21 protein-coding genes and 1 tRNA gene are annotated in these 25,084 nt (G+C 34.0%); 4 read left to right on the forward strand and 18 right to left on the reverse strand.

Going from position 1 to position 25,084, the window contains the following annotated elements; genetic code table 11:
* The first annotated feature begins 107 nt into the window (after positions 1-107).
* Both LQ189_RS10685 and LQ189_RS10690 read left to right on the forward strand, forming a co-directional pair.
* Entirely contained in the window at positions 108-380 is a 273-nt protein-coding gene (locus LQ189_RS10685; RefSeq protein ID WP_086454747.1) for an HU family DNA-binding protein, read from the forward strand.
* 118 nt (positions 381-498) lie between these two features.
* The gene (locus tag LQ189_RS10690) at positions 499-1,059 is read left to right on the forward strand and encodes a YqgE/AlgH family protein (RefSeq protein WP_086454751.1); all 561 of its coding nucleotides are present in this window, start codon (positions 499-501) and stop codon (positions 1,057-1,059) included.
* Here the strand turns inward: LQ189_RS10690 and LQ189_RS10695 are convergent.
* A complete protein-coding gene (locus LQ189_RS10695) occupies positions 1,056-1,892 on the reverse strand; it encodes an aminotransferase class IV (protein WP_230156649.1) in 837 nt (278 codons plus the stop codon). The two genes, LQ189_RS10690 and LQ189_RS10695, sit on opposite strands and share 4 nt — an antisense overlap.
* A gap of 50 nt (positions 1,893-1,942) precedes the next feature.
* Positions 1,943-2,335 carry an START-like domain-containing protein gene (locus tag LQ189_RS10700; RefSeq protein WP_230156650.1) on the reverse strand — a complete coding sequence of 131 codons (393 nt, stop codon included), beginning with the start codon at positions 2,333-2,335 and terminating at the stop codon, positions 1,943-1,945.
* 154 nt (positions 2,336-2,489) lie between these two features.
* Between LQ189_RS10700 and LQ189_RS10705 the strand changes: the two genes are divergently transcribed.
* Positions 2,490-2,563, forward strand: a tRNA-Met gene (locus tag LQ189_RS10705).
* A 65-nt stretch (positions 2,564-2,628) separates the two neighbouring features.
* Positions 2,629-3,846, forward strand: coding sequence for a tyrosine-type recombinase/integrase (locus LQ189_RS10710; RefSeq protein ID WP_230156652.1), 1,218 nt, complete (start codon positions 2,629-2,631; stop codon positions 3,844-3,846).
* Positions 3,847-4,539: 693 nt separating this feature from the next.
* On the opposite strand, the gene LQ189_RS10715 is transcribed toward LQ189_RS10710, so the two are convergent.
* From LQ189_RS10715 to LQ189_RS10790, 16 genes are all read right to left on the reverse strand, one after another.
* Positions 4,540-5,055, reverse strand: a complete 516-nt coding sequence (locus LQ189_RS10715; protein ID WP_230156655.1) for a hypothetical protein — start codon at positions 5,053-5,055, stop codon at positions 4,540-4,542.
* Positions 5,056-5,064: 9 nt separating this feature from the next.
* Complete coding sequence (locus LQ189_RS10720) at positions 5,065-8,676, reverse strand: DUF6443 domain-containing protein (protein WP_230156663.1); 3,612 nt, start codon at positions 8,674-8,676, stop codon at positions 5,065-5,067.
* A 49-nt stretch (positions 8,677-8,725) separates the two neighbouring features.
* On the reverse strand, positions 8,726-12,091 hold the full coding sequence (locus LQ189_RS10725; protein ID WP_230156665.1) for an RHS repeat domain-containing protein: 3,366 nt from the start codon (positions 12,089-12,091) through the stop codon (positions 8,726-8,728).
* 92 nt (positions 12,092-12,183) lie between these two features.
* Positions 12,184-13,317, reverse strand: a complete 1,134-nt coding sequence (locus LQ189_RS10730; RefSeq protein WP_230156667.1) for a type II secretion system F family protein — start codon at positions 13,315-13,317, stop codon at positions 12,184-12,186.
* 1 nt (position 13,318) lies between these two features.
* Positions 13,319-13,789, reverse strand: a complete 471-nt coding sequence (locus tag LQ189_RS10735) for a type II secretion system protein J (RefSeq protein WP_230156669.1) — start codon at positions 13,787-13,789, stop codon at positions 13,319-13,321.
* A 5-nt stretch (positions 13,790-13,794) separates the two neighbouring features.
* Entirely contained in the window at positions 13,795-14,151 is a 357-nt protein-coding gene (locus tag LQ189_RS10740; protein WP_230156671.1) for a hypothetical protein, read from the reverse strand.
* On the reverse strand, positions 14,139-15,413 hold the full coding sequence (locus tag LQ189_RS10745) for a hypothetical protein (protein ID WP_230156672.1): 1,275 nt from the start codon (positions 15,411-15,413) through the stop codon (positions 14,139-14,141). The genes LQ189_RS10740 and LQ189_RS10745 overlap by 13 nt, the downstream gene beginning before the upstream one ends.
* 2 nt (positions 15,414-15,415) lie before the next feature.
* Positions 15,416-15,898 (reverse strand): hypothetical protein, encoded by a 483-nt coding sequence (locus LQ189_RS10750; protein ID WP_230156674.1) that lies wholly within the window; start codon positions 15,896-15,898, stop codon positions 15,416-15,418.
* The gene (locus tag LQ189_RS10755) at positions 15,888-16,871 is read right to left on the reverse strand and encodes a DUF3450 domain-containing protein (RefSeq protein WP_230156676.1); all 984 of its coding nucleotides are present in this window, start codon (positions 16,869-16,871) and stop codon (positions 15,888-15,890) included. The genes LQ189_RS10750 and LQ189_RS10755 overlap by 11 nt, the downstream gene beginning before the upstream one ends.
* Positions 16,872-16,886: 15 nt before the next feature.
* A complete protein-coding gene (locus LQ189_RS10760) occupies positions 16,887-18,038 on the reverse strand; it encodes a hypothetical protein (RefSeq protein ID WP_230156677.1) in 1,152 nt (383 codons plus the stop codon).
* Between the two features lie 10 nt (positions 18,039-18,048).
* The gene (locus LQ189_RS10765) at positions 18,049-19,137 is read right to left on the reverse strand and encodes a tail fiber protein (protein ID WP_230156680.1); all 1,089 of its coding nucleotides are present in this window, start codon (positions 19,135-19,137) and stop codon (positions 18,049-18,051) included.
* A 47-nt stretch (positions 19,138-19,184) separates the two neighbouring features.
* Entirely contained in the window at positions 19,185-20,591 is a 1,407-nt protein-coding gene (locus tag LQ189_RS10770; RefSeq protein WP_230156682.1) for a tail fiber protein, read from the reverse strand.
* A 10-nt stretch (positions 20,592-20,601) separates the two neighbouring features.
* Entirely contained in the window at positions 20,602-21,588 is a 987-nt protein-coding gene (locus LQ189_RS10775) for a tail fiber protein (protein WP_230156684.1), read from the reverse strand.
* Between the two features lie 2 nt (positions 21,589-21,590).
* On the reverse strand, positions 21,591-22,751 hold the full coding sequence (locus LQ189_RS10780) for a tail fiber protein (protein ID WP_230156686.1): 1,161 nt from the start codon (positions 22,749-22,751) through the stop codon (positions 21,591-21,593).
* 32 nt (positions 22,752-22,783) lie between these two features.
* On the reverse strand, positions 22,784-23,722 hold the full coding sequence (locus tag LQ189_RS10785) for a hypothetical protein (RefSeq protein ID WP_230156688.1): 939 nt from the start codon (positions 23,720-23,722) through the stop codon (positions 22,784-22,786).
* 30 nt (positions 23,723-23,752) lie between these two features.
* Positions 23,753-25,024, reverse strand: a complete 1,272-nt coding sequence (locus LQ189_RS10790; RefSeq protein WP_230156690.1) for a hypothetical protein — start codon at positions 25,022-25,024, stop codon at positions 23,753-23,755.
* Positions 25,025-25,084: the final 60 nt, after the last annotated feature.

The following is a 25,084-nucleotide window of genomic DNA, read 5'->3' on the forward strand; positions in this document are numbered from 1 at the left end:
TATCAACAAATTAAACTAAATTAACACAAAACACTTGCGAGGAAAGGAAATCCACTTAAATTTGTATATTAACAATATTTGATAACCAACAATTAATAACTATTATTATGAACAAATCAGAATTAATCGATGCTATCGCTGCAGATGCAGGAATAACAAAAGCTGCTGCAAAATTAGCTTTAGAGTCTTTTTTAGGTAACGTGGGAGAAACCTTGAAAAAAGGTGGTAGAATTTCATTAGTAGGTTTTGGATCTTGGTCAGTATCTGCTAGAGCTGCAAGAGATGGTAGAAATCCTCAAACAGGTAAAACAATTCAAATTGCAGCAAAAAATGTAGTGAAATTTAAAGCTGGAGCTGAACTTGAAAGTGCAGTAAACTAATTTTAGAACACCATATATAGACAAAACCTTCCATTTGGAAGGTTTTTTTTTGCATTTCAACGAAAATATTTATGAATTAAATAATAAAAACCTTAATTTTAATAAAAAAATTATCCCAATGATTACAGATAAATTAAAAAAAGGACATTTGCTCATTGCAGAACCTTCCATAATTGGCGACTTATCATTCAACAGATCAGTAATTTTACTAGCTGATTACAACCAAGAAGGCTCAATAGGTTTTATCATTAATAAACCCTTAAAATACACTATTCACGATTTAATTCCTGAAATTGACGCTTCTTTCAAGATTTACAATGGCGGACCTGTAGAACAAGATAACTTATATTTTATTCATAACATTCCTGATTTGATTCCAAATAGCATTGAAATATCAAATGGTATTTATTGGGGTGGTGATTTTGAATTCACAAAAGAACTTATCAATAAAGGATCTATTAACAACGACAACATTCGTTTCTTTTTGGGCTATACAGGCTGGCATGAAAACCAACTGGAAACCGAAATGAAAAGCAATTCATGGATCATAACAGCAAATAGTTATGAAAACAAGATCATTGGAAAATCTGCAACTCATTTCTGGAAAGAACAAATAATGGAACTTGGGGGTGATTACCTAATATGGTCAAATGCACCTGAAAACCCTTATTTAAACTAATTTTGCACAAGCTTATTTATTTCATCAAGTAACTGTAAAGCTATTATTGAAACATATGTTTTTTTACGATAGTGTGTTATTGGTTGAATTCCTTTTATTACATTGGTAACAAATAATTCATCTGCTTTTTGAAGATCAAACGGAGAAATTACCTCTTCAAATACTTCAAGATTATCTATTTTTTTTGCTATTTGCAAAATTTGTTTTCGCATAATACCATTCAAACAACCTTCAGAAATGGGCGGCGTTATTAGCTTATGTCCTTGCACCATAAATATATTTCCTTGAAGTGCTTCGGCTACATTTTTACTGTCATTGAGCAAGATACAATTGTCTAAGCCATTCTCACTAGCAAAAATACTACCCGTTATATTGATAATTTTATTTGTTGTTTTAATACTCGAAAGTAATTGTTTAGAAATATAAAAATCCTTGTATAAATCTACTTCATACTTTTTATCTTCAATATAGTAACGAGAATTTTCAATTGAAACTACTTGAATCAAATATGATACGGTTTGATTTTGTGGCAAATAATACCCGCCTTCGTTTCTAAAAACTGTAATTCGGGCTCTTGCCGAACTAGACATTTCATTTTTAAGTACCAAAGAGATAATTTCTTCTTCAAGAAACTCCATGGTGAAATTCATAGGAATCTCCATTCGCAACACACGCATGGACGCCATTAATCTGAAATAGTGATCCTCTAGAAAAAGAATTTTATTATTTACAATTTTGACTGTTTCAAAAACACCATCACCATACAAAAAAGCACGGTTTTGTCCCCATTTGCAATCATCTTGAGAAACAATTGTTCCGTTAAAATTAACCATAAAAAAAGCCCTAAAATTAGTTAGGGCAAATATAGTTATAAATACTATTTTTAAACAGAACCTATGAGATGTTTTAAATCAGAAATTTGATTTTCCCATAATAAAGTAGCTTCGCTAACCTCTCCTTTTTCGGCAAAGTCAACTACCATTAGTGATACATCTTTAGTAAGCTCATCAACCAGAATGTGTAGTTCAAAAAAGTACTCTGTATCCTTACTATTCTCATCAACCCATTTGAATTTCACTTTTTCACCCGTTTTTTTTGAAGCAAGTCTAGCCTTTTCCTCTGAATCATTCCAAATAAAGGTAAAAAATTCTCCTCTAGAGTTAACGTTATCTGCAAACCATTCTGACAACCCTGATGGAGTTGATATATATTGATACAGTAATTGAGGTGATGAATTTATGGGAAACTCGATTTCGTAACGTACTTTTTGATCCATGAGATACTTTTGTATTTTTTTGGAAATATATAGATAATTACCACATAAAAAAAGGATTTTGAAAAATATTTTTTTTTATTAATTTATGCTTGCAAGCTCTAAATTTATTTCTATATTTGCACCCGCAATGAGGGACAGTTAACCACCCTCCTATGGCGAGATAGCTCAGTTGGTTAGAGCGCAGGATTCATAACCCTGAGGTCCCGAGTTCAAATCTCGGTCTCGCTACAAGTTTTAAAAATCATAAAGTCTAGATTTTAAGCGGTATTAAAGCAATTTAATACCGCTTTTTTATGTCGAATTTATTACGATATTTACAATCTGAACACGATTTTGAACACGATTTGAAAGAAAAGAAGAAATACTCCGAACCAAAGATCTACGATGCAGACGGTGATTTGTCAAAACGTTGGTATGTTTATTTTTCTTTTAGAAAAACTGCTGATCTAACCCTAACTAGATTTCCTAGTAACATTTATGCTCCGCAACATCTTGATAAAAAAGGGAGACTTCAATGGTTAAAAAGTATCCAACGTAACTTATCGATACTTTTAAAGGACGGCTTCAATCCCTATGACCCAAATAACAACTTTGAATTTGAAAGTGAAGAAAGTTTAAGCCATTCTATAAGAGAAGCTTTTGAATTTGCTTTGAACATTAAAAAAAGTACCTTAGCAGGTACGTCCTATCAGGGATTAGAGGGCAGAATGCTGCGATTTGAAAAATGGCTAAATGAAAATGGGTTTAAAAACAGCCTAATTACATCTGTAAACAAGAAAGTGGTCACATCCTACTTAAACGAAATTTTAATTGCTACATCGGCTAAAAACAGAAATAACACGCGTACTGACATCAGTTCTATGTTTACTGTTTTAGCAGATAATGAAATCATTCCTGACAACTTTATTCATAAGATTCCAGTTTTAAAAAGTACTCCTGAGAAAAATAAATCTTTTACTAGTGATCAAGAAACTGAAATTTTTAAATATTTAAACGAGAACAATAAGTTACTATCCCTGTATGTTAAATTCATTTCATTTAACTTTTTAAGGCCAGTGGAAGTGAATCGTATTAAAATTGGCGACATTGATTTAAATGATAAAATTTTAAAAATTAAAACCAAAACAGGATTCAAAGTAAAGAGGATACCTCAACTGCTTATTGAAGAAATTCCTGATCTCTCCATTTATAAAAGTGATGCCTATTTATTTGGAAGAAAAGATTTTGGCCAATACTGGAAAGCCTCAGAAAATAGCAGAAGAAATGATTTTTCGGATTATTTTTTAGAAGTCAAAAAGAAATTTGGGTTCGATAAAAATTATGGATTATACAGTTTCAGACATACTTTTATAACTAAACTTTACAATACTTTCATAAAAGAAATGACACCTGATGAAGCCGAATCAAATATAATGTCTATCACTGGCCACACCAGTAAAACGGCTCTTAGAAAGTACTTAAGGGAGATCAATGCCTATATACCTGATGATTATTCTAAGTATATTAGGTAGTTTATTCTCTTTGTAGAATTACTTAGCATAATTTTGCTTTTTAGTAAAGTACAACTGGTTATAATTGGTCTATAAAGAAAAGAAAAGCAACTTCAAAGGATAGTGGTTTTGCTTGCTCTATAAGCGCTAAAACGCTGTTAATTGTTTGTCCTAATTTATCTAGACATTAGTTGCAAACATGAGGCTAAGTAAGCCCTCAAAATACATCCTTAGATAAAGTCAGGAGACTTTATAACGTTTACAGCTTTCAACACGATCTAAAAAAGCTCGAAGTCGGAGACGTTCGAGCAGCACACACAAGAAATTTATTTATAAATAAGAACACTGCGCGTAGTGTGGTATTAAAAAAATTGCGCAAAGTCAGAACCATTTGCGCAGCTTTTCATGAGAACACTTCAGTTAGCGGGGACATTCGCACAGCACGCCCAACTTTTAATAACCTTTTCGTTTTAGAAAAGACTTCGGACAGCTGGGGAAGACTTCGGACAACCTGAAAAATGAATTGCAATTGTAGTTTTTTTCCTTAACATATAGACTTACTGTGTAGGCACGGAATGCAATTCCGCGCTATCTAACCGAAGAAATTTATGCCATATCCGAGCGATCGGGATTTTTTTTGATTTTGCTTATGTTCACGAGCGAGACGCTCGCGCCAGCAGGGGGATACTTGCGCCAGCTGTTTTTTTATTCACACTAACTGAGTTTTATTAAGTTCTTGTTTTGTGTCCATTCAGCAAGATTTTTTTTAAATAAAATATTTATATCTTCTGTAAAAAACCAATTGCCACTATATTCCGTTTTCTTTAAAAATTCTTTTTTAAATTCTTTTAAAAGTTTATTAGCTTCACTTATAAAATCATCGCTCTTAAGAGTAAACTTGCCATCTTCGTAATATTTCGGTGTGTAATATAATCGACCCGCTTCGATTGTGCTTTCTTTCGATGGAATACATTTTAAAAACTCTACCACATATGATTTTTCAGGATTACATAAATAATAACCTTGCTTTTCAATAAATTTATATTCAGTTTGATTTGAATCAAACACAATCTCTACCTTACTTTGGTTAGATAAATTTTTTTCTTGTTTTATTTCGTCTAAATGCTTTATTAAGTTTGGATATAATTCGAAGCCTTTACTTTTAAAGAAAGCAACAAACCTTTCCTCGTCGTCATTAGAATGAAAAAAATTAATTTGTTTTGAAATCATAATTTTAAATTAATTATATGGAACAAATATCGTCCTATTGCTACCATTTGGCGCACCTTTTGTTGAATTATTTATATCTTCAATGGCTCTTCGCTCTCTTGCTACAGGTGTTCCGTTTTTATTTTGTTTTCCCACCTGAACATTTAAGGTCTTCCCATCTTTTTTGGCGGTTATGTCTGTATAACGGGTATTTTTATGACCTCCTTCCGTATTAACCCTTCTTTCCTTAGTTACTTCGTATCCTTTTTGTTCCAATTTCTTTCCATACTCATTTATTTTTTCCTGATGCTTTTGACCACCATTTTTTCCATTTGGATTAGGAACTTTTTTCTCAGAACTTTTTTCTGTAGTTTTTTCAACGGCTTTTTCTTTTGCAGGAGTACTCTTTGAACTACTCGCTATTTTTGTAGCAAGCCCAGCACCTGCCGTAGATAAAAGGATATTTCCTTTCATTGCTTTAGACTCACCAACGGCTTTACCATCATTTTTCCAATTGCCTGTTGGAGCTACAGCCGTTTCAGGAGTTAATAAATAAACTAATAAAATCGGAATACACCAAGGACATCTACCATCAGGGTCGTCAAAAGAAACAGGGTCGTTGTAGCCATAACCATACGGATTTAAGTTATTGGTATTATATATACCGTCAGCAGTTTCAAGTTTAGTAACTAATGCTTCATATACTTCATCTTCGTCATCTTCATCAACTTTACTATCATCAAAAGCAAATTTTAAATCATTTAACAATGGATCCATTGTTGTCCATCTACCAATTGCAGGGTCGTAATGCCTGTAGCCATAAGCATACAAATTCAAACCTAGTTCATCCTGATATTCTTTGGAGTTATATCGATACTTTAACGCATCATTCGTAGAAACAATTACAGACACACTGTAACTACTGTGCTTCAATCCAAAAGGATAATAATTATTCTCCTCTTGTATGGCTAAGGTTTTATCATAACTCAAACGTACGTTCCCTAAATGGTCTTTGTACTGATACACATATTTATAAGAATTTCCAACAGGTTCTACATAACCTTCGGAAGTCGGGAAAAACTTTAATGCGGCGTTACTGTATTGGTACCCTCCTAAATAGTCCGTAGTTATGGTTGTTTTCCCAGGTTCCACTACTACTTTCTGTACTTTTTGTCCCGTTGCATTGTAAATGTAACTAATATTTCCTGCGCTGCCAAATGTAATTTGGGTAGGCAAATTCAAGTGGTTGTAGGTTATGGCTGTGATGTTTTTGTTGTTGTCCTTGGTCATATTACCATTGGCATCATAGTCATAATCATCTACGGCGTTAGTAGCGCTGTCTTTGAACTCGTCCCTAAAATTAGCATTGTTCGCTTTGGTATCCGTAACTTTCATCAATTGATTACTTGCTGCGTTCTTATACGCATAGGTAAGTTCATCAATTACAACAGGTGCTGTATCATTTAAACTTCCATAACGAGTTAATGTCTTTATGTTACCATTGGCATCATACGTCAGCTTTTCGTCATAAGCATTCGACACCACAGTTCCTTTTTTGTACAAGGCATCATTCAAGCGGTTTAAGGCGTCGTACTTATAACCGTAGGTTCTCACAACGTTATCAGTACTTGAAGCCCAATGAGTTTCGGCTATGTTTCCGTTGTAGAGTGCACTTACTCCTGCAATTCCACTTGATATGGTGTTGTAATTAATTTTAAAGGCAAATAAATCTTTGGGATCATTTACTTGTTGCAAAGCCGCCACTTTATTGATCTCCGTTAACCATCCACGAATGTTGTAACTGTAGTCTATTTTTTGGGTATTAGCCCCTACTTTCTTTGCTTTGAGTTGCCCTAATTCATCATAATCATTTTCTACCAGCAATTCAGGAGTAGCGGTCCCAATTTGGTGGGTTTGGCTCAACAACCTGCCTTGTGGTGAGTAGGTAAAAACTTCTTTGGTCTTCAACTCACCGTCACTAGAGAGTCGTTTGTGGTACGTTATGGTATATTCTGGTTTACCTGTAAAATCAAGCTTGCTATCAGTATACGTATAGCCTCCTAAAAAGTTTTTAGTGTAGGTTCTTATCGTTCTGCCCTTTACATCATACAAGGAGTAAGCCAACTCATTGGCATAGTCTGTACTTGCCTGTAGTACGCGTGTATAAGACCCCGTTGGTAAACCTTTTGGTTGTACTGTGCTATTAAAAAAAACGGGTTCTGTCTCAATAATAGTAGGTATCGTTGGGGGATTAGGATAATTGTAATCATCAAAATAAGCAACCGTCAACACATGATAGCCGGATGTTGGCCAAGCCACATTGCTATATCTGAAACTTACTCCATTGATGGTGGTATCTGTGGCCGCACTTTTGGTTTCGCTAAAATTAACCGTGTTAGCATTTTGAGTGTTTTGCAAGGCTGCTCTTGCCTCAGAAGTAACAGTTGCTGGCATCCAAGCCGTAAGCACAGGACGATTAAACGCATCGTACTTGGTAATCATCCAACCATTTGCTTGTCCTAGATTATTGAAAGGTGCTAATGCAGGACCTGTAGCCACTACTCTATCTAATTTATCATATACTATATACTCCCACTGTTTACCCGGTAGTTTCTTTTCTACCAGACGGTTGCGGTAATCGTATTTGTATTGGTAGCATAAATCATTTAAAATAGAACCCATGTCACTTCCTGAGGCTATTGTTGCCGAGAAAGTACTGCCTGCTTGTGCATAAAAAGGTTCTTTTAGCGTTATAGATTGTGAGGCATTCAGCTGCAAATTCGTTCCTGAGGACACAATGGCGGTAGAGGTCATTGTTACTTGTGAGGTCCCAGAGTTCAATACCTCCATTGCATTAGGGGGAAGCACATACGTCAAGTTACCATAAACATCATACACATAATAAGTATCATGTGCCGTATTGTTATTGTAGGTTCTTTTTAAAACTACTCGCCCTTCTTTGTCTTTGAACTCTTCGGTGGTTTTATTGTTACCATCTGCTACGCTCCAGTTTTCGTCTTTGGTGATGGTTTTATACAATTGTCCCACACCATAGGTAGTCGATTGACTAAGGGTTGGATTGTACAAGCCTGAAACAAAGTTTGTTGTTGCTTGAAACAATTTTACCTCATTGGCTATGTTGGTTTGATACTCCATCTTGATGGTGCGATTGTTTAACAAGGACCAATCATTTCCTGGAGCGGCTTGTTGCAACACTCGATTCAATGGAGATGCTTCAAATTGTTTTTGACTATAGGGGTTTAACGTATTTTCATATTTTACGGTATTGTAAAAATTAGCAACACCTGTTAATGCATCCGTGCGATAGGCTCCTGTACTCGATGCTGTATAAGGCAAATAGTCTTTATCTTGTCTGCCAAAACCATCATAGGTAACTGGAGTGATGATATCTTCTCCATTTCCGCCTTGACCAATAGCAATAGTTTGCATAGGGCGACCTAAGCCATCAAAATACGTTACGGTCTTTTGCTTCTGTGATGCCGGCAAACTGCTATAATTAGCACTAGTGAACGGCTTTTGCGGTGCCTCAGTATAGATGAAATTCTCATCACTTAAGGTTTGAGAGTGCATCTGTACCTGAGAAAGAAATAGTATTAGTATTAGATAAATATGTTTTTTCATGTGCTGTGTTTCTATATTTTTAAGAATCTTAAAATGAACTACTACTTACTTATTGACAGTTAACAGTTTCACCATTGTAGTTGTAACAGTATTTTTGCAACACATTTCCATCCTGATCTTTCACCCATTTTAATCTATTGAAAGCATCATACTCATAGGTGGTTTTTAGTCCTTTAGGATCTGTAATGGTACTCACTCCCACTAATGGGATATGAGTGTAGGTAGAAATCATAGCGTTAGGTAAATTTGTTCTTAAGGCATTTAATGCAGCTATTAAAGAATTTTCATCAATGCCATTTGATAACGCTTGCAAATTTGCTTCGTATTGTTGAACTTGAGCATAGGTTGCATTTTCTATTTTTGCTATGGGTTGCGTTTTATTATAACCCCAAATTATAGAAACTGGAGTGCCGTTTTCGGGAGTGTATTGCAACAAATTACCATTACTATCATATTGGTCGTAAGTAAGTTTTTTCTCTAGATTTCCAACATTAGGAATTGACGGCAATACGTTCGGAAACTTTGCGGAATAAACACTTTTAGTTAGTAAAAGATTTCCTGTTGAAGCCTCTTTTGTAAAGATTGTCTTTTGCTCGGATAATTTATTCTCTAAAACAGCTGAGTTTTTATATGTTTCTGTTCGAACTGGAGCAGATATTCTGTTTTGAGCTATCAATTCAGACATAAATGGCTCATTGCTTAAATCATCCGGGTAATACATTTTTGATATCAACAACTCATCCTTGCTATTCTTTGTTTCGGTTCTAGTAATTTGATTATGAGCTGGATTCTCAAAGAAATAATTTGTAGTTTTAGTTGTCGTTGGCTTCTCATTTTTATCATAATCTGTTTCTATAGTGCCAGTCATGACTTTTTTTCCTAAAGAAACTCCACCAGAAAAATAGAAAAAACGACCACTTGCGTAATCATTTCTCTGGTCGTAAGGCTCTGGATGCATATAATCACCAGGACGAAGTTCATTTTTTACCATAGTATTAAAAATTACATTATAAGGTAAAATTTTTAATTTTAGAATAGAATACTTATTTTCAGTGCTTTTTATTAATTTTAAACTGTTCAAAGCATCCCTTTTGTATACATTTGTTTTTTTTAGAGAACCATAGTTCCAAGTGTCACTCTTAAAATAGGCAAAATCATCAACATGAGCGGTAAAACTCAACGCTTCAACATTAACAACTGTACTGAATAAATTAAAAGAAGGGTGCTTATATATGATGGGTACATTATCAATTACACGTTCACTGGCAACATTTTCAAAATAATACTCAGTCTTACCATTGTTAATTGACGTTTCAGGGTCAATTTCAGTTTCTATAACTTTACAGTAAGTGATATTTGGACCACTGCCTATGTTATTATTATAAATAGCTGAAGAACTATAGATTGGAACAAGGCTTTCACTCAAAAGTGATAACTTATCCATTGAATTATATCTTTTATAAGAACCAGAACCTATTTTATTCAATATGTTTTCATTTTGATAATCAAATTGTTTTATAATTACAGGTAAAACATTTTTCCCATTATAGCTTTTTATGGATTTAATGCGTAATCCTCCAATAAACCTAGTTGTAGGAACAATTGTTGAACTTGTTTGCTCTTGCCAACTAGCAGTTATTGAGGCTGAAGGACAACCCGCAGCTCCTACATTTCCTGAGCGATTTTCTAATGCACTTATAGTATGACTACTATTACCTCCAAAATCTCTTAAAACTGTTATTGATTGACTTGGAAAAAAAGAACCATTATTATTAGGTCTAAAAAAAATTTCATCTCGATAAGTGACTCTCGAATTTGCACCAGATTCTTGATTTGCCTGAGTAAAATTAATATTTAATTTACCACTACCATGTACATAACTTGATGCCGTAGTGAAGGTTTGGGTTTGATAATTTGGACCTGCATAATAGCCGCAACCTGTTCCGAAACCAATTGTCGTTACAGATTTAGTAACTATTGTTGGAGTATTAACATTCTCAACATATTGGTTAGCTTCATATTCGAAAATACTAAATCCTCCTTCAGGATAAGTTATTTTCTCTAAAATTCCAGATTTCATTAAATTTTCGTCTGCATTCCTATTCCCAGTTCCAAAACTAATTATTCCTTGCTCCCCTAGTAAATCCATAATCGTAGGAGTAGTTAATGATCCATTATTTCCATTTATATATCCCCAATAATCCTGTTTTGTAGTACCTCTTACTGGCAATTGTGTAGTATTATAGTCAAAAATATGTTTAGTGTTAAGGACATTATTAACAACCTCTTTTAATCGAAGGGATTTGAATTTGCTATTTTGTATTAATAGATTATTTATCAGAGGATCTGACCAAATGGGATCGGTAGTTGTACTTCCACCAGATCTCGAATAGTAATCATAATTGAAACTTGATTTTTGAAGAAGTTTTACCTGATTATTTACAACAGAAGATACTTCAATTGAATTTAGCTTGTAATCTTCTACCAAATCTTGTCTGTCAAGAGTCGACAAAAATTCTATCCTTCCATTTGGAAATGTAATTGATTCTAAAAATTGTTTTGTAATTCTGGGAGAAGTTAAACCAGGAGGGAAATTTGTTTTTATATATGAATATTGTTTTAAAGGAAATAAACTCTCGCTTCCAGCTACAGGATAATCGTGACTTTCAATAGATTTATAATTAAACAAAATTTCCTCTCTACCATTTGCCGAAATAATTTTAGAAAGATACCAAGCTGATGTATAATCTGGCTGATAAATAACATCACCAGCACTACTACCAGACGTAGTTTCAAAATCAGTCTTAGCTCCAAAAAGGTAAACAGTACCATCATCTTTAGTAACTTTAATACCACCACTTTCTATCTGGCTTGCTTCAACTTTTGTGTTTTGAAAATCTCTAAAAAGAACTTTATTTGAATCCGTATGATCATAATAAAAAGAACCTGATAATCCAGGTGCATTTACAACATATTCATCAGGTGCTGTATCATCTGCTCCTCTTTGTTGGTCATACAAACTTCTATAATTTTCAGTATTAAAAGCGAAATTGCCTCTTAAATCAGGAATTGGATTACCACCATCAGGCCTTCCCTTTGTATTTCTAACGATAGCCCCGCCTGCATTTAAGTTCCATCCTAAACCTACCCAAGAGGCATTTTCATTCAGTTGTATTCCTGATGTATTGTAACTTAAGCTTATTGGCACCGTTAGTTCTTTGGTTTTAATGGTGTAAATAGGGATACTCACATTTAATTTCCCAGTAGAGTAATCAACCGGATACAAGCCTTGTTTGGCAAATGAAGCTGCATTGGGACTCACAGGGAAATAATTTGGCAAATCTTTGGTCACTTGAGAAAAACTTGACACAACAAAACAAGATAGAAAAATCAAAGAAAAAAATATTCTATTCATACTATATAATTCTATTAACTAATTTATAACAATACAAAACCTATTAAAATACAATATTACAATAAATAAAAAGAACCAACAAGCTTAATTTTCTAATTTATAACACTACTCAACTGAAACATTGGTAAATACATCGCTACAAGCAATACCGCTACTAAAACCCCAACGAAAAGGATAATAAAAGGTTCCAACACCGTAGTTAAAACTTTAGATTGTTGCACTACTTCTTGGCTGTATTGCTCGCTGAGTTGCTGAAAAACATAGTCTGTTTGGTTGGTTTCTTCTGCCACTTTTACCATAGAAATGATGCGATTATCAAACAAAGAATTTGCTTTTAGACTTTCGCTTAAGCTATGCCCTTTTAAAATATTATGTTCTACAGCGGTCAACGATTCTTGTAAGGGAGCAAACTGAATCATTTTTTTTACCATTTGTATGCTGTTCAATAAGGGAACTTTGGCAGTGGTTAGTAAAGCAATAGCTTGTGTGAACTGAGCCAGATAGATTTTTACCAAAAAAGAGCCCAAAACAGGAATTTTCAAAAGGCTATAATCTACCACGCGCTTAAGCTTGGCATTGTCTTTAAAAATTCTAAAAAGAATAGCTGAGATGAGGATCAAGATAAAAACATATAACGCATAAGCTGTCGTTAAATCTGATAATTTTACAATAACTTTGGTCAACATGGGTAATTCGACTTGGTTTTGTCTAAAAATATCTTGGAACATAGGCACAACATAAGTCAACATAAAAATCACGACTGTAATTGCTGTACACATCACGATTGCTGGATAAGTCAAAGCCCCAATGATGATTCTTTTTTGCTCGTTTTTTCGTTTATAAAACTCTCCTAATTCTTTACAAACTTGTGCGGTAGTTCCTGTTTCCTCCCCTATTTGCAAAGAATAAAACTCATATTCCGAGAATACTTTTGCCTCAATCAATGCTTGAGAAAAGGACTTTCCATTGATCACTTGCTGGAGGATGGATTCGAGTAAGGCTTTATCGGCGTTCTTTTTTTGAGAGTCTATAATTAATCCCAAGGCCTCTTTGAGTGTAATCCCAGCGCGTAATAGTACCGCTAGTTCATGATACAATTCTTGTTTTTTCTTAGCTCCAAAGCGCTCACCAAACAAGACAATTTCTTGCTTCAGCAGGGATTCTAAGGAAGTACCATCCTTTGAATGGATAGGAGTGTTTGATTGTGTATCGAGTTGGAAAGCCATATTATTGATTCATGCTATAGGTTAGATCATTCTTTTTTGAAATAAAAAGTTCATAGCCTTTTACTTCTTCATCTGCTGAGATACAAATGCCATCCACTTTTCCTTCGGATATCGTTTTGCCTTCAAATAAAAAATGAATGGGCTTCAATTTTAACGCTATGGTATCCGTATTACGCAAAACATAATTTCCTTTAAAGGAATAAAATACGGTATCCGTCTCTGAAACCATTGCTAAAGTTTCATTGGAAGCGGTATAGGTTATATCATGTAATTGATTGACCTCTTTCCAAAGCCGTTGTTCAAAAAGAACCAAACTACTCGTTTTATCATAATTGGTTTGAATAGCATAAATCTCTCGTTGTACCAATCGCAGGACACTGAATGCCATACCAATTACGATGGCTGTAATAATTAGTACCACTAACAGCTCAGACAAGGTAAAGGAGTCCAACTTATTTTTATTCTTTTGCATATACTTTATTTAAAACTGGTGTCAACATCGGAATCCGTTATCACTTCCCTAAAGGTTTCTTTTTTTCCATTACTATTCGTTGCTTTCAAAATCACTACAGCCTTAGTTTCTTTTTCTTTTAGCTCAATATTGACTTGCCAGTCTTGAAACTTTTCTTCATAAGGCAAGTCAATCGTGTGATGCTGAATATCATATTCTAATCGATTCAATCGGGTTTCAATTGCATGCGTATTCTGTTTGTAAGTATTTAGGATAAGGTTATTTAAAATCAAACTCGCAATCATGAAAAGTATTACTACTAAAACGGTTGCGACCAACACTTCCACCAAGGTAGCCGAGCTTACTTTTCTTAATACAGCCATTTCATAATTGTTTTGGGTTGTTTTTCAAAAAGTAATCCACCATAAGTAATTGGTAACTCCTCATTGTTAATTTTTCCATTGTAAATATGATTCACATAAATTGACCCCGCTTGATTGGCTACAAACTGTTTGGTTAATACTGTTCCAGAGACAGTGCCTTGCAAGTCAATGTTTCCGTTACAATAGACTTGTCCCTTAACGGTAGCGCCGCTCTCTATTTTGATTGCCGTATCAAAATTAGACACCTCTTTTTTGTTGTAATACAAGACTACTCCTCTTATTAAGCTACCTGAATCAATGAAGATTTGATTGATCGTACTGTTGGGCATATTTCTTTGACTAGTATCTAATGCTTCTTGATATAATACCAAAGAAGAAGGGTAGCTTAACTCACAATTTTTATGCACCGTGATTTGTTTTGAAGCCACTACCTGAAACACTCCTTTGGTGCCTTCCTCAATAATAACCGTTGGAGCTATAATAATAACATCCTTCAAATGTGCTGATGCTTTTACTAGTATTTGCTGGGTAGATTTGATAATAACGTTCCCTGTGATTGAAAGGTTTTCTAACACTATGGAATTTTTAGAAGTCCAATACTTTGTAGCTGCTTCAAAAGAATGCACCGAGGATTTTACTGAATTTACAGCTCCCATCTCTTGCTGTTCTGATGGATTGGTTTTAACAAGTTCGTCTAAAGATGCTAAAACATTTTTAGACAAAGGAGGTAAACTTGTTTCACTTTTTTCTGTTGCGCCATCAATTAGCGTTACCCCATAAAAACTATTCCCTGCTATATAGCCTGTTTTCACTCCTTGTGATGGTAAAAAAGCCGCTCCTTTTATTGCAGTAGTCCCAACCAAAGACAGGCCATTTTGTGTCTCCTGTAGATAAAGCACTGGCGTAGTTTCAGTAGAAAATTTTCCGCCTATGATGGCTGTTTTTACAAAATGCTTGTTTCTAAAATGGGCTTTGCTATGAACCTTCTCAAAAACGCCCCATGGAGCGAGCTGAACTTGTATGCTCTTATTCGCCTCCTCTTGTAAAGGCACTTGAAGCGTATCCGAAGACACTATGGGGGCAGCAATTACATAATCTATCCCAAAATTAGAAAGATGTATCATCGCTACTGTGCCTTTGGCCTGCTCTTTCATATAATAGAAAGTATAGGCATACAAGACTAAAGCTCCTAACAATAAAGCAATCAATAGTCCAATAAACACGGTAAATTGAAGCGCACCCGAGCGCAGTTTTTTAAGCATATTTAATCGGCTAACATAATTAGATTCAATTCGCCTTGGTATTTAACATAGACCGATTCTTTGTCTCCTGACTTTAAAAATATCCCATTAGCGGTATCCCCAATACTCATAAAACAATTCTTGCCATTGATGATCAATAAGAATGTTTTTTTCTTCTCTTTTACGTCAGAGAGTACCCCTTTGTATTGTATTGCTGGCCAAACCAGTTCTGGGACTGCTTTTACTTTTATGGTTTTTTTTTGTTTTTTGGGCTGGGTCACAGGTGCAGCGGGAACATGTAGTGTTCCCAAAAAAGGATCTCTATAGTTGGTTTCAATAATTATTTTTTGTGGCTCTTTGTAGGTATGAGGTTGGACAGCCCAATGGCTTGGCGACTCAGGAATTATTTCTTCAGCTGAACCAAAAGAAACAAATTCATAAATCACCAAACCCCAAATGCCTAGCACCACTGGAAGTAAAATATAAATAGCGCGTTTATTTTTCATTCGCCGTATTCATTTTAGCTAAAGTTTTTTCCATCTGATCAATTTTGGCCAACATCACTTTGTGGGATTCTAATTCTTTGGCTTGCTGAGTAATCAATTTCTGCTGTTCAATCACATACAGCGTCAATTCCTCAATTTTTTGTAAAAGTTTGGTATTCAAATCACCTAAATTAGATCCTTGTTCTTGCATTTCTTTGGCAGTCGCAATTTCTGGAAGGTGCTTGTTTTTCTTAACATAAGCTTCTAATTCAGTCAAGGGCATTAAGGGGTATTTTTCTTCAAAAACAAAATCAGCTCCATCCATGTCCACCTTTACTTCACGGGAACGAATAGTACCAATAACATCGAGTTTGTGTGCTGGTGAGGTGGTACCGATGCCTACGTTGCCATTCCCCTGTAATGTTAAAACATCTAATGGGATTGCATTAGAAAACCCTCCTGGGTATAATCTAAATTTTAATTTATTTTCATTTGCATTCCCAGCTGTTATTGTTGCATCAATCCCATGCCAACGATTTGCCATACTTGTTCCACTTTCTAAATCAGATTTGTGACCATATTTAATTATATTATCAAAAGTGCCATCAATTCCATTTAATGTTAATTTAGAAATACCACCTAATATACTAAGTTTTGCCGAAGGACTTTTTGTTCCAATTCCTACATTACCATTAGATGAAAAATCAATAAAAGTATCTTCCCAATTTTTCCCAATATAACTTCTATTAAATCCAGTAACACCATTACTCATTTCACCATAGGTCCCAAAGGTGATAAAGTCTTGTCCTCCAACATGATCAGAGACAGAGAAAAATCTAGCCCAACCACCAGTATATCCAGGAAAATTAGTCTTTATTTTCACTCCATAAGTAGGGCCATCGGTACCTATAGCAACATTATTAAAAGTTGTATTTTGTGCATTAGTTTTCAAAACAATAAAAACTAAATAAACAAAAAGGATAATTCTATGCATGTTTATCATTTTAAGTTATCTTATTTTTTTTTCTATGTCCGTTAATCTTTCTAATATAATTTTATAAGACTCTTTCTCTTCTTTTAATTTTTCTATTTCTTTCGATTGAATAGTATTTTTCTTTTCTTGCTCAATCATATACAACGTTAGTTCCTCAATTTTTTGCAACAACTTGATGTTCATTTCGGACAAGTTGATGCCTTCTTTTTGCATTTCTTTGGCAGAGGCGATTTCGGGTAAATGTTTGTTTTCGGTTACAAACTTTTCCACTTCTTGTAATGAGGGCAAGGCATAGTCTTTCTCAAACACAAAATCAGCACCTGCATCTACTGAAACTTTTACTTCTCGGGAGTTGATGTTACCGGCTACGGTTAATTTTGAGGTGGGGTTGGTGGTGCCTATGCCTACGTTGCCGTTATTTTTTAAATGCAACAAATCTTCATACCCTGCAACACCTAAAGACAAACCAGATAAAAAATAATACCCATATGTTTTTAAAAATACATTGTCTTTTATTGACATTTTAACCGCACCAATTTCTGAGGCTGCAGCAACAATATCTAATCTATAATCTTGATATAAACCATCCGTAGGTCTTAACCTAAACTCCCCAGCTGATGTATTTGTGGCTACTTCTAGCTTTTTACTTGGGTTTAACACACCAATCCCAACATTACCCCCAACAAGATTAAATATGGTATTATTCCCTAGTTCATTTATATAAAGTGGTTTTGAATTATGTGATTGAATCCAACTGTAATTCGTGTTACCCCCTAACTTAAGGTTTGTGCCATTATTAGTCTCAATCGTTAGTGCTCCTATGCCTGAACGATCATCTGTGGCTTTAAAACGAACGTCTCCACTAACATCCAATTGAGCTATCGGGATATTTGTTCCAATACCTACCCAACCATTATCTAAAATGGTAAATCTGGATCCATAAAACCCACCATTTCCATAATTCCAAAACTGTAAGCTATTACCATACTGCCCTGTCATATTGTATAGAGTCCAATTATTCGCAATGTTGTTGGCTGTTTTTAAGGGATTAATAAGCTGGAGTGCCCCACCTTCATTTGTGGCATTAGAAGAGGTCAGCGTCTGCCCAATGGAATGAATCGGAAAAAAGCTTAAAGTATAGATTAGCATTCTGGAAAGTGTTTTCATAAAAAAGAAGTTATTTGGTTTCTAAAAGATTCAATCGTTCGGCTAGTGTTTCTATTATTTTTTGTTGATTCTGTAACGTTTTATGTTGCATCTCAACCGTTTTGTTGTTTTTTTCAATTTGATCATGCTGATTTTTCAATCTTTTTTCTTGTTCAATCACATACAACGTCAGCTCCTCAATCTTTTGCAACAACTTGATGTTCATTTCGGATAAATTGATGCCTTCTTTTTGCATTTCTTTGGCAGAAGCAATTTCAGGTAAATGTTTGTTTTTGGTAACAAACTTTTCTACTTCTTGTAAAGAGGGTAAAGCATAATCCTTGTCAAATACAAAATCTGCTCCCGCATCTACTGACACTTTTACTTCGCGAGAATTGATATTGCCAGCTACGGTTAGTTTTGAGGTGGGGTTCGTGGTACCGATGCCTACGTTGCCGTTATTATCAATCCTCATCCTCTCAAAGTTTGAAAAAGTTTCATTAGCATTAACAGTTCCCAACATGGTATGAAAAGTTATACCCTCATTATATTGTAATTTTATAGCTTTTGCACCATCTACAGTACTCGTAATATACTCCATTTTATTATTAACAGTTTGTGAAGCTTTTACATTATTTCCAATTATTGTAGCTAAACCTCCTCCTGTCGTTCCTATCGTTGCCCATTGACCAATTTTAATATTTAAATATGCATTTCCTCCTATTTCAAGTTTTTCAGTTGGTGTAAAAGTTCCAATACCCACATTACCATTTATTAAATTAAATCTTGAATTAGCACCATCAATAAATAATTGAGCGTAATTACCTTGATTAGAATTTCTAGCTTGTAGTCTGATCTGACTTTTATTGGGAGTATCTGCAACTTGTTCCAAATAAAAACCCAAACCATCAATCCCAGAATAAGCAAAATTATTTGAGTTATTTGCTAGTTTTAACAGAATTCCATTGCTTTCGATTCCATTGTTTTCAATATGCAATGGCACTTTAGGTGAAACGGTGCCAATTCCTACATTCCCTGTTGACGGGTAAATATTTGTTTGCGAATAGAAAACATTAATTGAAGTAAATAAAAGAATAATTGCTAGGATAGTATTTTTCATTTTTTGAATTTAACTTATTTTATTGGTCTTTTAAGGCTTGATGCTTTTTACTGCTTTTTAGATTCTAATGTTTTAATTTTTGTTTTAAAAATTTTAAATTCTTGATCTTGTTTTTCAATTTTGTCACTTTGAAGTTTGAGTTGATTGTTTTGTTCAATCACATACAGCGTCAGTTCCTCAATCTTCTGCAACAACTTAATATTCATTTCAGATAAATTGATACCTTCTTTTTGCATTTCTTTAGCGGAAGCGATTTCGGGTAAATGTTTGTTTTTGGTAACAAACTTTTCTACTTCTTGTAGCGAGGGTAAAGTATAATCCTTGTCAAATACAAAATCTGCTCCCGCATCTACTGAAACTTTTACTTCGCGGGAGTTAATGTTCCCCGCTACAGTTAGTTTTGAAGTGGGGTTGGTGGTACCGATGCCTACGTTACCATTAAAATAAACAGCCTGTGGATAAGAATAACTAGTTGGTATTGGTGCTGTATATGGAGCCGTAATAACTGTTGTTTCTAATAATGGAGCGGAATAACTAGATGAATATTTAATATTAACAAACAGAGTATTGCCGGTTTTTACAAAATGATGAATTGAAATCTTATAACTGGATTTAGTTGCATCCCATAAAAAATCTCCAACTGCAAAATTTTTAGAAACCTCACCTTCTGATTCCACAACTCTAGAAGTAGTTGTATTCCATATTCCTCCATCTGGATTACCGCCGACTGAAAAAATCTTTTTCACTACTCCTACAGAATTTTGATAACTATATCCACTTGTAATTTCAATTTCGATAAAGCCATTTACGTAAGTGTTCCCGAACATCACATCAATTGTTTGATTTGATACATCATTTGGAAATGCTATGGTGAAATTTCGATTCTCTACATTGCCAACTTTAAAAGCTCCATTTGAAATTTCTAATTTTGCATTAGGATTAACTGTGCCTATTCCAACATTACCCCCAACAAGATTGAATATGGTATTGTTTCCTAATTCGTTTATAAATAGTGGTTTTGAATTATGTGATTGTATCCAACTGTAATTTGTATTACCCCCTAACTTAAGGTATGTGCCATTATTAGTCTCAATCGTAAGTGCTCCTGTGGCTGATCTATCGTCTGCCGCTTTAAAACGACCGTCTCCACTAACATCCAATTGAGCTAATGGGTTATTTGTTCCAATACCTACCCTACCATTGTCTAAAATGGTAAATCTACTACCATAAAATCCACCATTTCCATAATTCCAAAATTGCAAACTATTACCATAAGGTCCTGTCATATTGTATAGAGTCCAATTATTAGCGATGTTATTAGCTGTTTTTAAGGGATTAATAAGCTGTAGTGCACCACCTTCATTTGTAGCGTTAGACGAGGTCAACGTCTGCCCAAATGAATGAACCGAAAAAAAGCTTATTGTATACATCAGAATTTTGCAAAGTGTTTTCATAAAAGAGAATTTATTTTTTTTCTAAACGATTCAATCGTTTTACCATTGTTTCTATTGATTTTTGTTGATCTTGTAATATTTTATTTTGCAAATCAACTGTTTTATTGTTTTTTTCAATTAAATCTTGAAGATTTTGCATTTTTTTTTCTTGCTCTATTACATATAGAGTGAGCTCCTCAATTTTTTGTAACAATTTCATATTCATTTCTGCCAAGTACAATCCATTTGTTTCAATCTCTTTTGCAGATGGGATCTCCGGTAGATGTTTGTTTTGTTTGATAAATGTCTCAACTTCCTTTAATGATTGTAGTTTATACTCATTAGCAAAAACATAGTCAGGAACCAATGGGCCAGCCATATCTACTTTCACTTCTTGGGTATGAATTTTTCCTTTTACGGTGAGTTTTTCATCGGGTAATGTAGTTCCTATACCTACTTTATCTCCAATTATTATAAAATTACTAACCAAATGAGTCTCTTCCATAGTTGCCTTAAAATCTGTAATATTTGATAATATATTTGTATTTACAGCAACTCCATTTATTTCGTAATTCACAGAAATCATGTTTTCAGCTGTAGATTTTGTCCATCCTGAAAATTGATAACCCCAATTATGAAATGATGCAGAATATGGTACATCTAGTGCTAAATACTTTTTACCATTATAGATACAAGTCTTAAGTCCCCAACTTGCATTATTATCAAAAGCTGTAATTGCAGCAGCAGTTCCATTGTAAGAAGAGGAAGATTTTATTTCTAATACATTTATTCTATTCCAAGCTCCAGAATTTCCTCGATAAGCTGTTATCGTGCCCACAGCATTATTCATATCTAGCAAAGCTCCATTGAAAATTTCATGAATTAATATCAAGTTTTTAGTGTAATCCCCTATACCATTTGTGCCTATGGCAATAACTTTAAAATCTCCCGCCACACTAGAAACTTGAGCTATGGTAGTAAATGATAAAAACAACATTAACAAAACAAGCTTTTTCATAATTATTTTTTTGTTTTTACTATTTGTTCAATTTTTTTATTTTGGGCTTCATTTTCTTTTTTTAACTCAATCACATACAGTGTCAGTTCCTCAATCTTCTGCAACAACTTGATGTTCATTTCAGATAAATTGATACCTTCTTTTTGCATTTCTTTGGCAGAAGCAATTTCGGGTAAATGTTTGTTTTTGGTAACAAACTTTTCTACTTCTTGTAGCGAGGGCAAAGCATAATCCTTGTCAAATACAAAGTCAGCTCCAGCATCAACTGAAACCTTTACTTCTCGTGAGTTGATGTTACCGGCTACGGTTAGTTTTGAGGTGGGGTTCGTGGTACCAATGCCTACGTTGCCGTTGCCAAACACATTCATAACTCCATTTTTAGCATCTCCATTAGGAGAAATTGAAACAAAGTCAGGCTCCCCTTCAGTATAAAATATTCCATAATTAGGATAGGTTGAATCATATGCTAAACCAAATGTTGATCCACCTGCGCCACCCATAAAAATCCTTCTTCCTGAAACTCCAGCCAAGTTAATATTACCGTTCACATCTAATCTTGAAGTGGGGTTCGCGGTACCAATACCTACATTTCCACCTGTTAAATTAAATATTGAATTGTTGCCAAGTTCATTAATGTATAGAGGCAGAGAATTGTGCGACTGTATCCAACTGTAATTAGTGTTACCCCCCATCTTTAGACTGGTGCCGTTGTTGGTTTCTATATTAAGACCTCCAACTCCTGATTTATCATCAGCAACTTTAACAGCTAGACCTGAATTACTAAATGAAGGTAAGGTTGAACAAACAATCCACCAGTCTGATCCAGTGTGTTTAAAATAATCAAATTCAGATTGACTTACTAGAACAGAACTATAATTTGAAAAATCATTATTTTCGAATGCTTGGTAAAAATAATTTCCCTTAACCACTGCTTGAGGATGCCAACCAGGATTAATTTGATTATTAGCATTGTACTCTAAATCATTTATACCATCCCACTTAATCATTAATATTGAAAAACTTTTCCCAGGATTCTTAGACGCTACAATAGCATATCCTGTAGCTCTTGCATTCTGTAGTTGAACTGCTGAAAGTGTTTGAGAATTGACTACTGTTGAAAAAAAGAACAAGCAAAGGCAAATACATTTTAAAGTAATTTTCATATTTATATGTTGAATTAATTGGGGTTTCATAATTATTTTTTAATGGCATCAATTTTTTTATTCAATTCAATTATATGCAAGGTTAGCTCCTCAATTTTTTGCAAAAGTTTGGTATTCAAATCTCCTAAATTAGAGCCTTGTTCTTGCATTTCTTTGGCGGGAGCAATTTCTGGAAGATGCTTGTTTTTCTTTATGAAAGCCTCCAACTCTGCCAAAGGCATTAAGGGGTATTTTTCTTCAAAAACAAAATCAGCACCATTCATATCTACCTTTATTTCTCGAGAACGGATAGTACCAATAACATCGAGTTTGTGAGCTGGTGAAGTTGTGCCGATGCCTACGTTGCCGTTTTTTATATAATGGGTTCCTCCACCTGTAACATATAAATTTCCAGATGTTGCTATTGGTATTGATAATTCTGTGGAAACATTAAAATCAGGAATATCTACACCTATTGGAGTTTCATTTATCTTTATTTGATTAGCATAAGTTAATTGATCTACTTTATCTTGCAAATAAGTTATTTTTACTGTGTAGTTCGAATAAAATCTAACATCTATATATACCGGTAATTGTTTATTTACAAAACCTCCTAGTGAAGTGGTCAAATCTGTTGGCGTACCCAAAATAATTTGCGCGTTATGATTAACCCCATAAGATTCTACCAATTTTAAAACAGGAACACCATAATTAGCACCTTGACCAAATCCATTTTCTAAAATAATTTTTTTATATCCTGTAGCAAAATAATATTCAAACAATTCAATTATAATAATACCTCCAGCTTGCCAATGATGAGAATTATATCCAATATTTGCTATTTCATATCTTTTGGCTTGTAATCCGTTTGAGCTTAAAGAATTAACAACTGTAGACTTGACCCCTTTCTGATCTATAGTTGTTTGAGAAAACAATATTGAGCTAGAAAAAAAAACAATGATTGCCAAAGGCATTTTAATATTTATAAACATATAAGAAAGGTGTTATTACTTTTTTAAAAATTATTTGTCACTACTGTTTTTATTAGTCTCCAATACTATTAACTTTTGTTCCAGACGATTAATTTTTTCATTTTGCAACAATAGTTTTTTGTTTTGCAATTCTAAATTTTTATTTTGCTCAATAGTATATAAAGTCAACTCCTCAATTTTTTGCAAAAGTTTGGTATTCAAATCACCTAAATTGGAGCCTTGTTCTTGCATTTCTTTGGCAGGAGCAATTTCTGGAAGGTGTTTATTTTTCTTGATATAAGCCTCTAAATCAGACAAAGGCATTAAGGGGTATTTTTCTTCAAAAACAAAATCTGCACCGCTCATATCTACCCTAACTTCACGAGAACGGATAGTGCCTATTACATCCAGTTTGTGAGCTGGTGAGGTGGTACCGATGCCTATGTTGCCGTTATGTGAAATCTTCATGGCTTCATTCATAATATTATATGAATTAGTAGCATTGTTATAACCACGAAGTGTAAATGTTAATCCACTTTCTCCACCACCAGAGGTATAAATATCCATAACATTTCCAATTCTACGAATCCCATGATTCGTATTTTCAAAATAAATTAAACCATTATCATTTGGATCATTTACTTCTTCACCTGAAACAGATATATAACCATTAACATCCAACTTTGCAGTAGGATTATTTGTACCTATTCCTATTTTACCACTTTTAAGTACATTCAAGAAATCTGTATTAAAATATCTTAAACTAAACATATAATTATTTCCTTGTGGATACCTAACAAAAGTCCACTGCCCCTCACCAGTACCAAAGTCTCCTGGAACTGCTCCTAATGCTAAACTTGCATAATCATTAATAGGTGAAGGAAGTAATCTCATATTTTCATTATAATTTCCGCCGCTAAGATTCTGAACTTTTAAACTACCATTTACAAGTTGATTTCCTGAAAAAACGTTAGTACCTCTTGTCGCAATTTCAATCCAATCCGGGTTACTGGATTGTAAGGTTGTTGAAATTTTTCTAAAAAACAATCTATCATTCGTAATGAAAGATGATCCTATCTGTAATTGATGGTTATTTGCTGGATTTCCATGTCTAATTACAAATAAGTGTTGCCAAGGATAACTTAAATCGGGTGTTGTTCCAATAGGATTTACACCGCCATATACCCCAGAATTAAGGGGCAACGAAAAATCATTTAAATAAGGAGCAAAACCATCTCCAATTTGTTGACCAAAAGAGGAGATAGAAATAAAAAAAAGAAATACAAAATTTCTTTTTCTATGGATAAAAGTGTAAAAAAACATAAGATTGTGATTGAAAATTAATGTATTTTTTTTGGGGTTGGGCATTAAAGAAATAGTTTT

Origin of the sequence: Flavobacterium sp. CECT 9288 (assembly GCF_918731615.1) — a bacterium.
In the GTDB taxonomy this organism is placed as follows: Bacteria; Bacteroidota; Bacteroidia; order Flavobacteriales; family Flavobacteriaceae; genus Flavobacterium.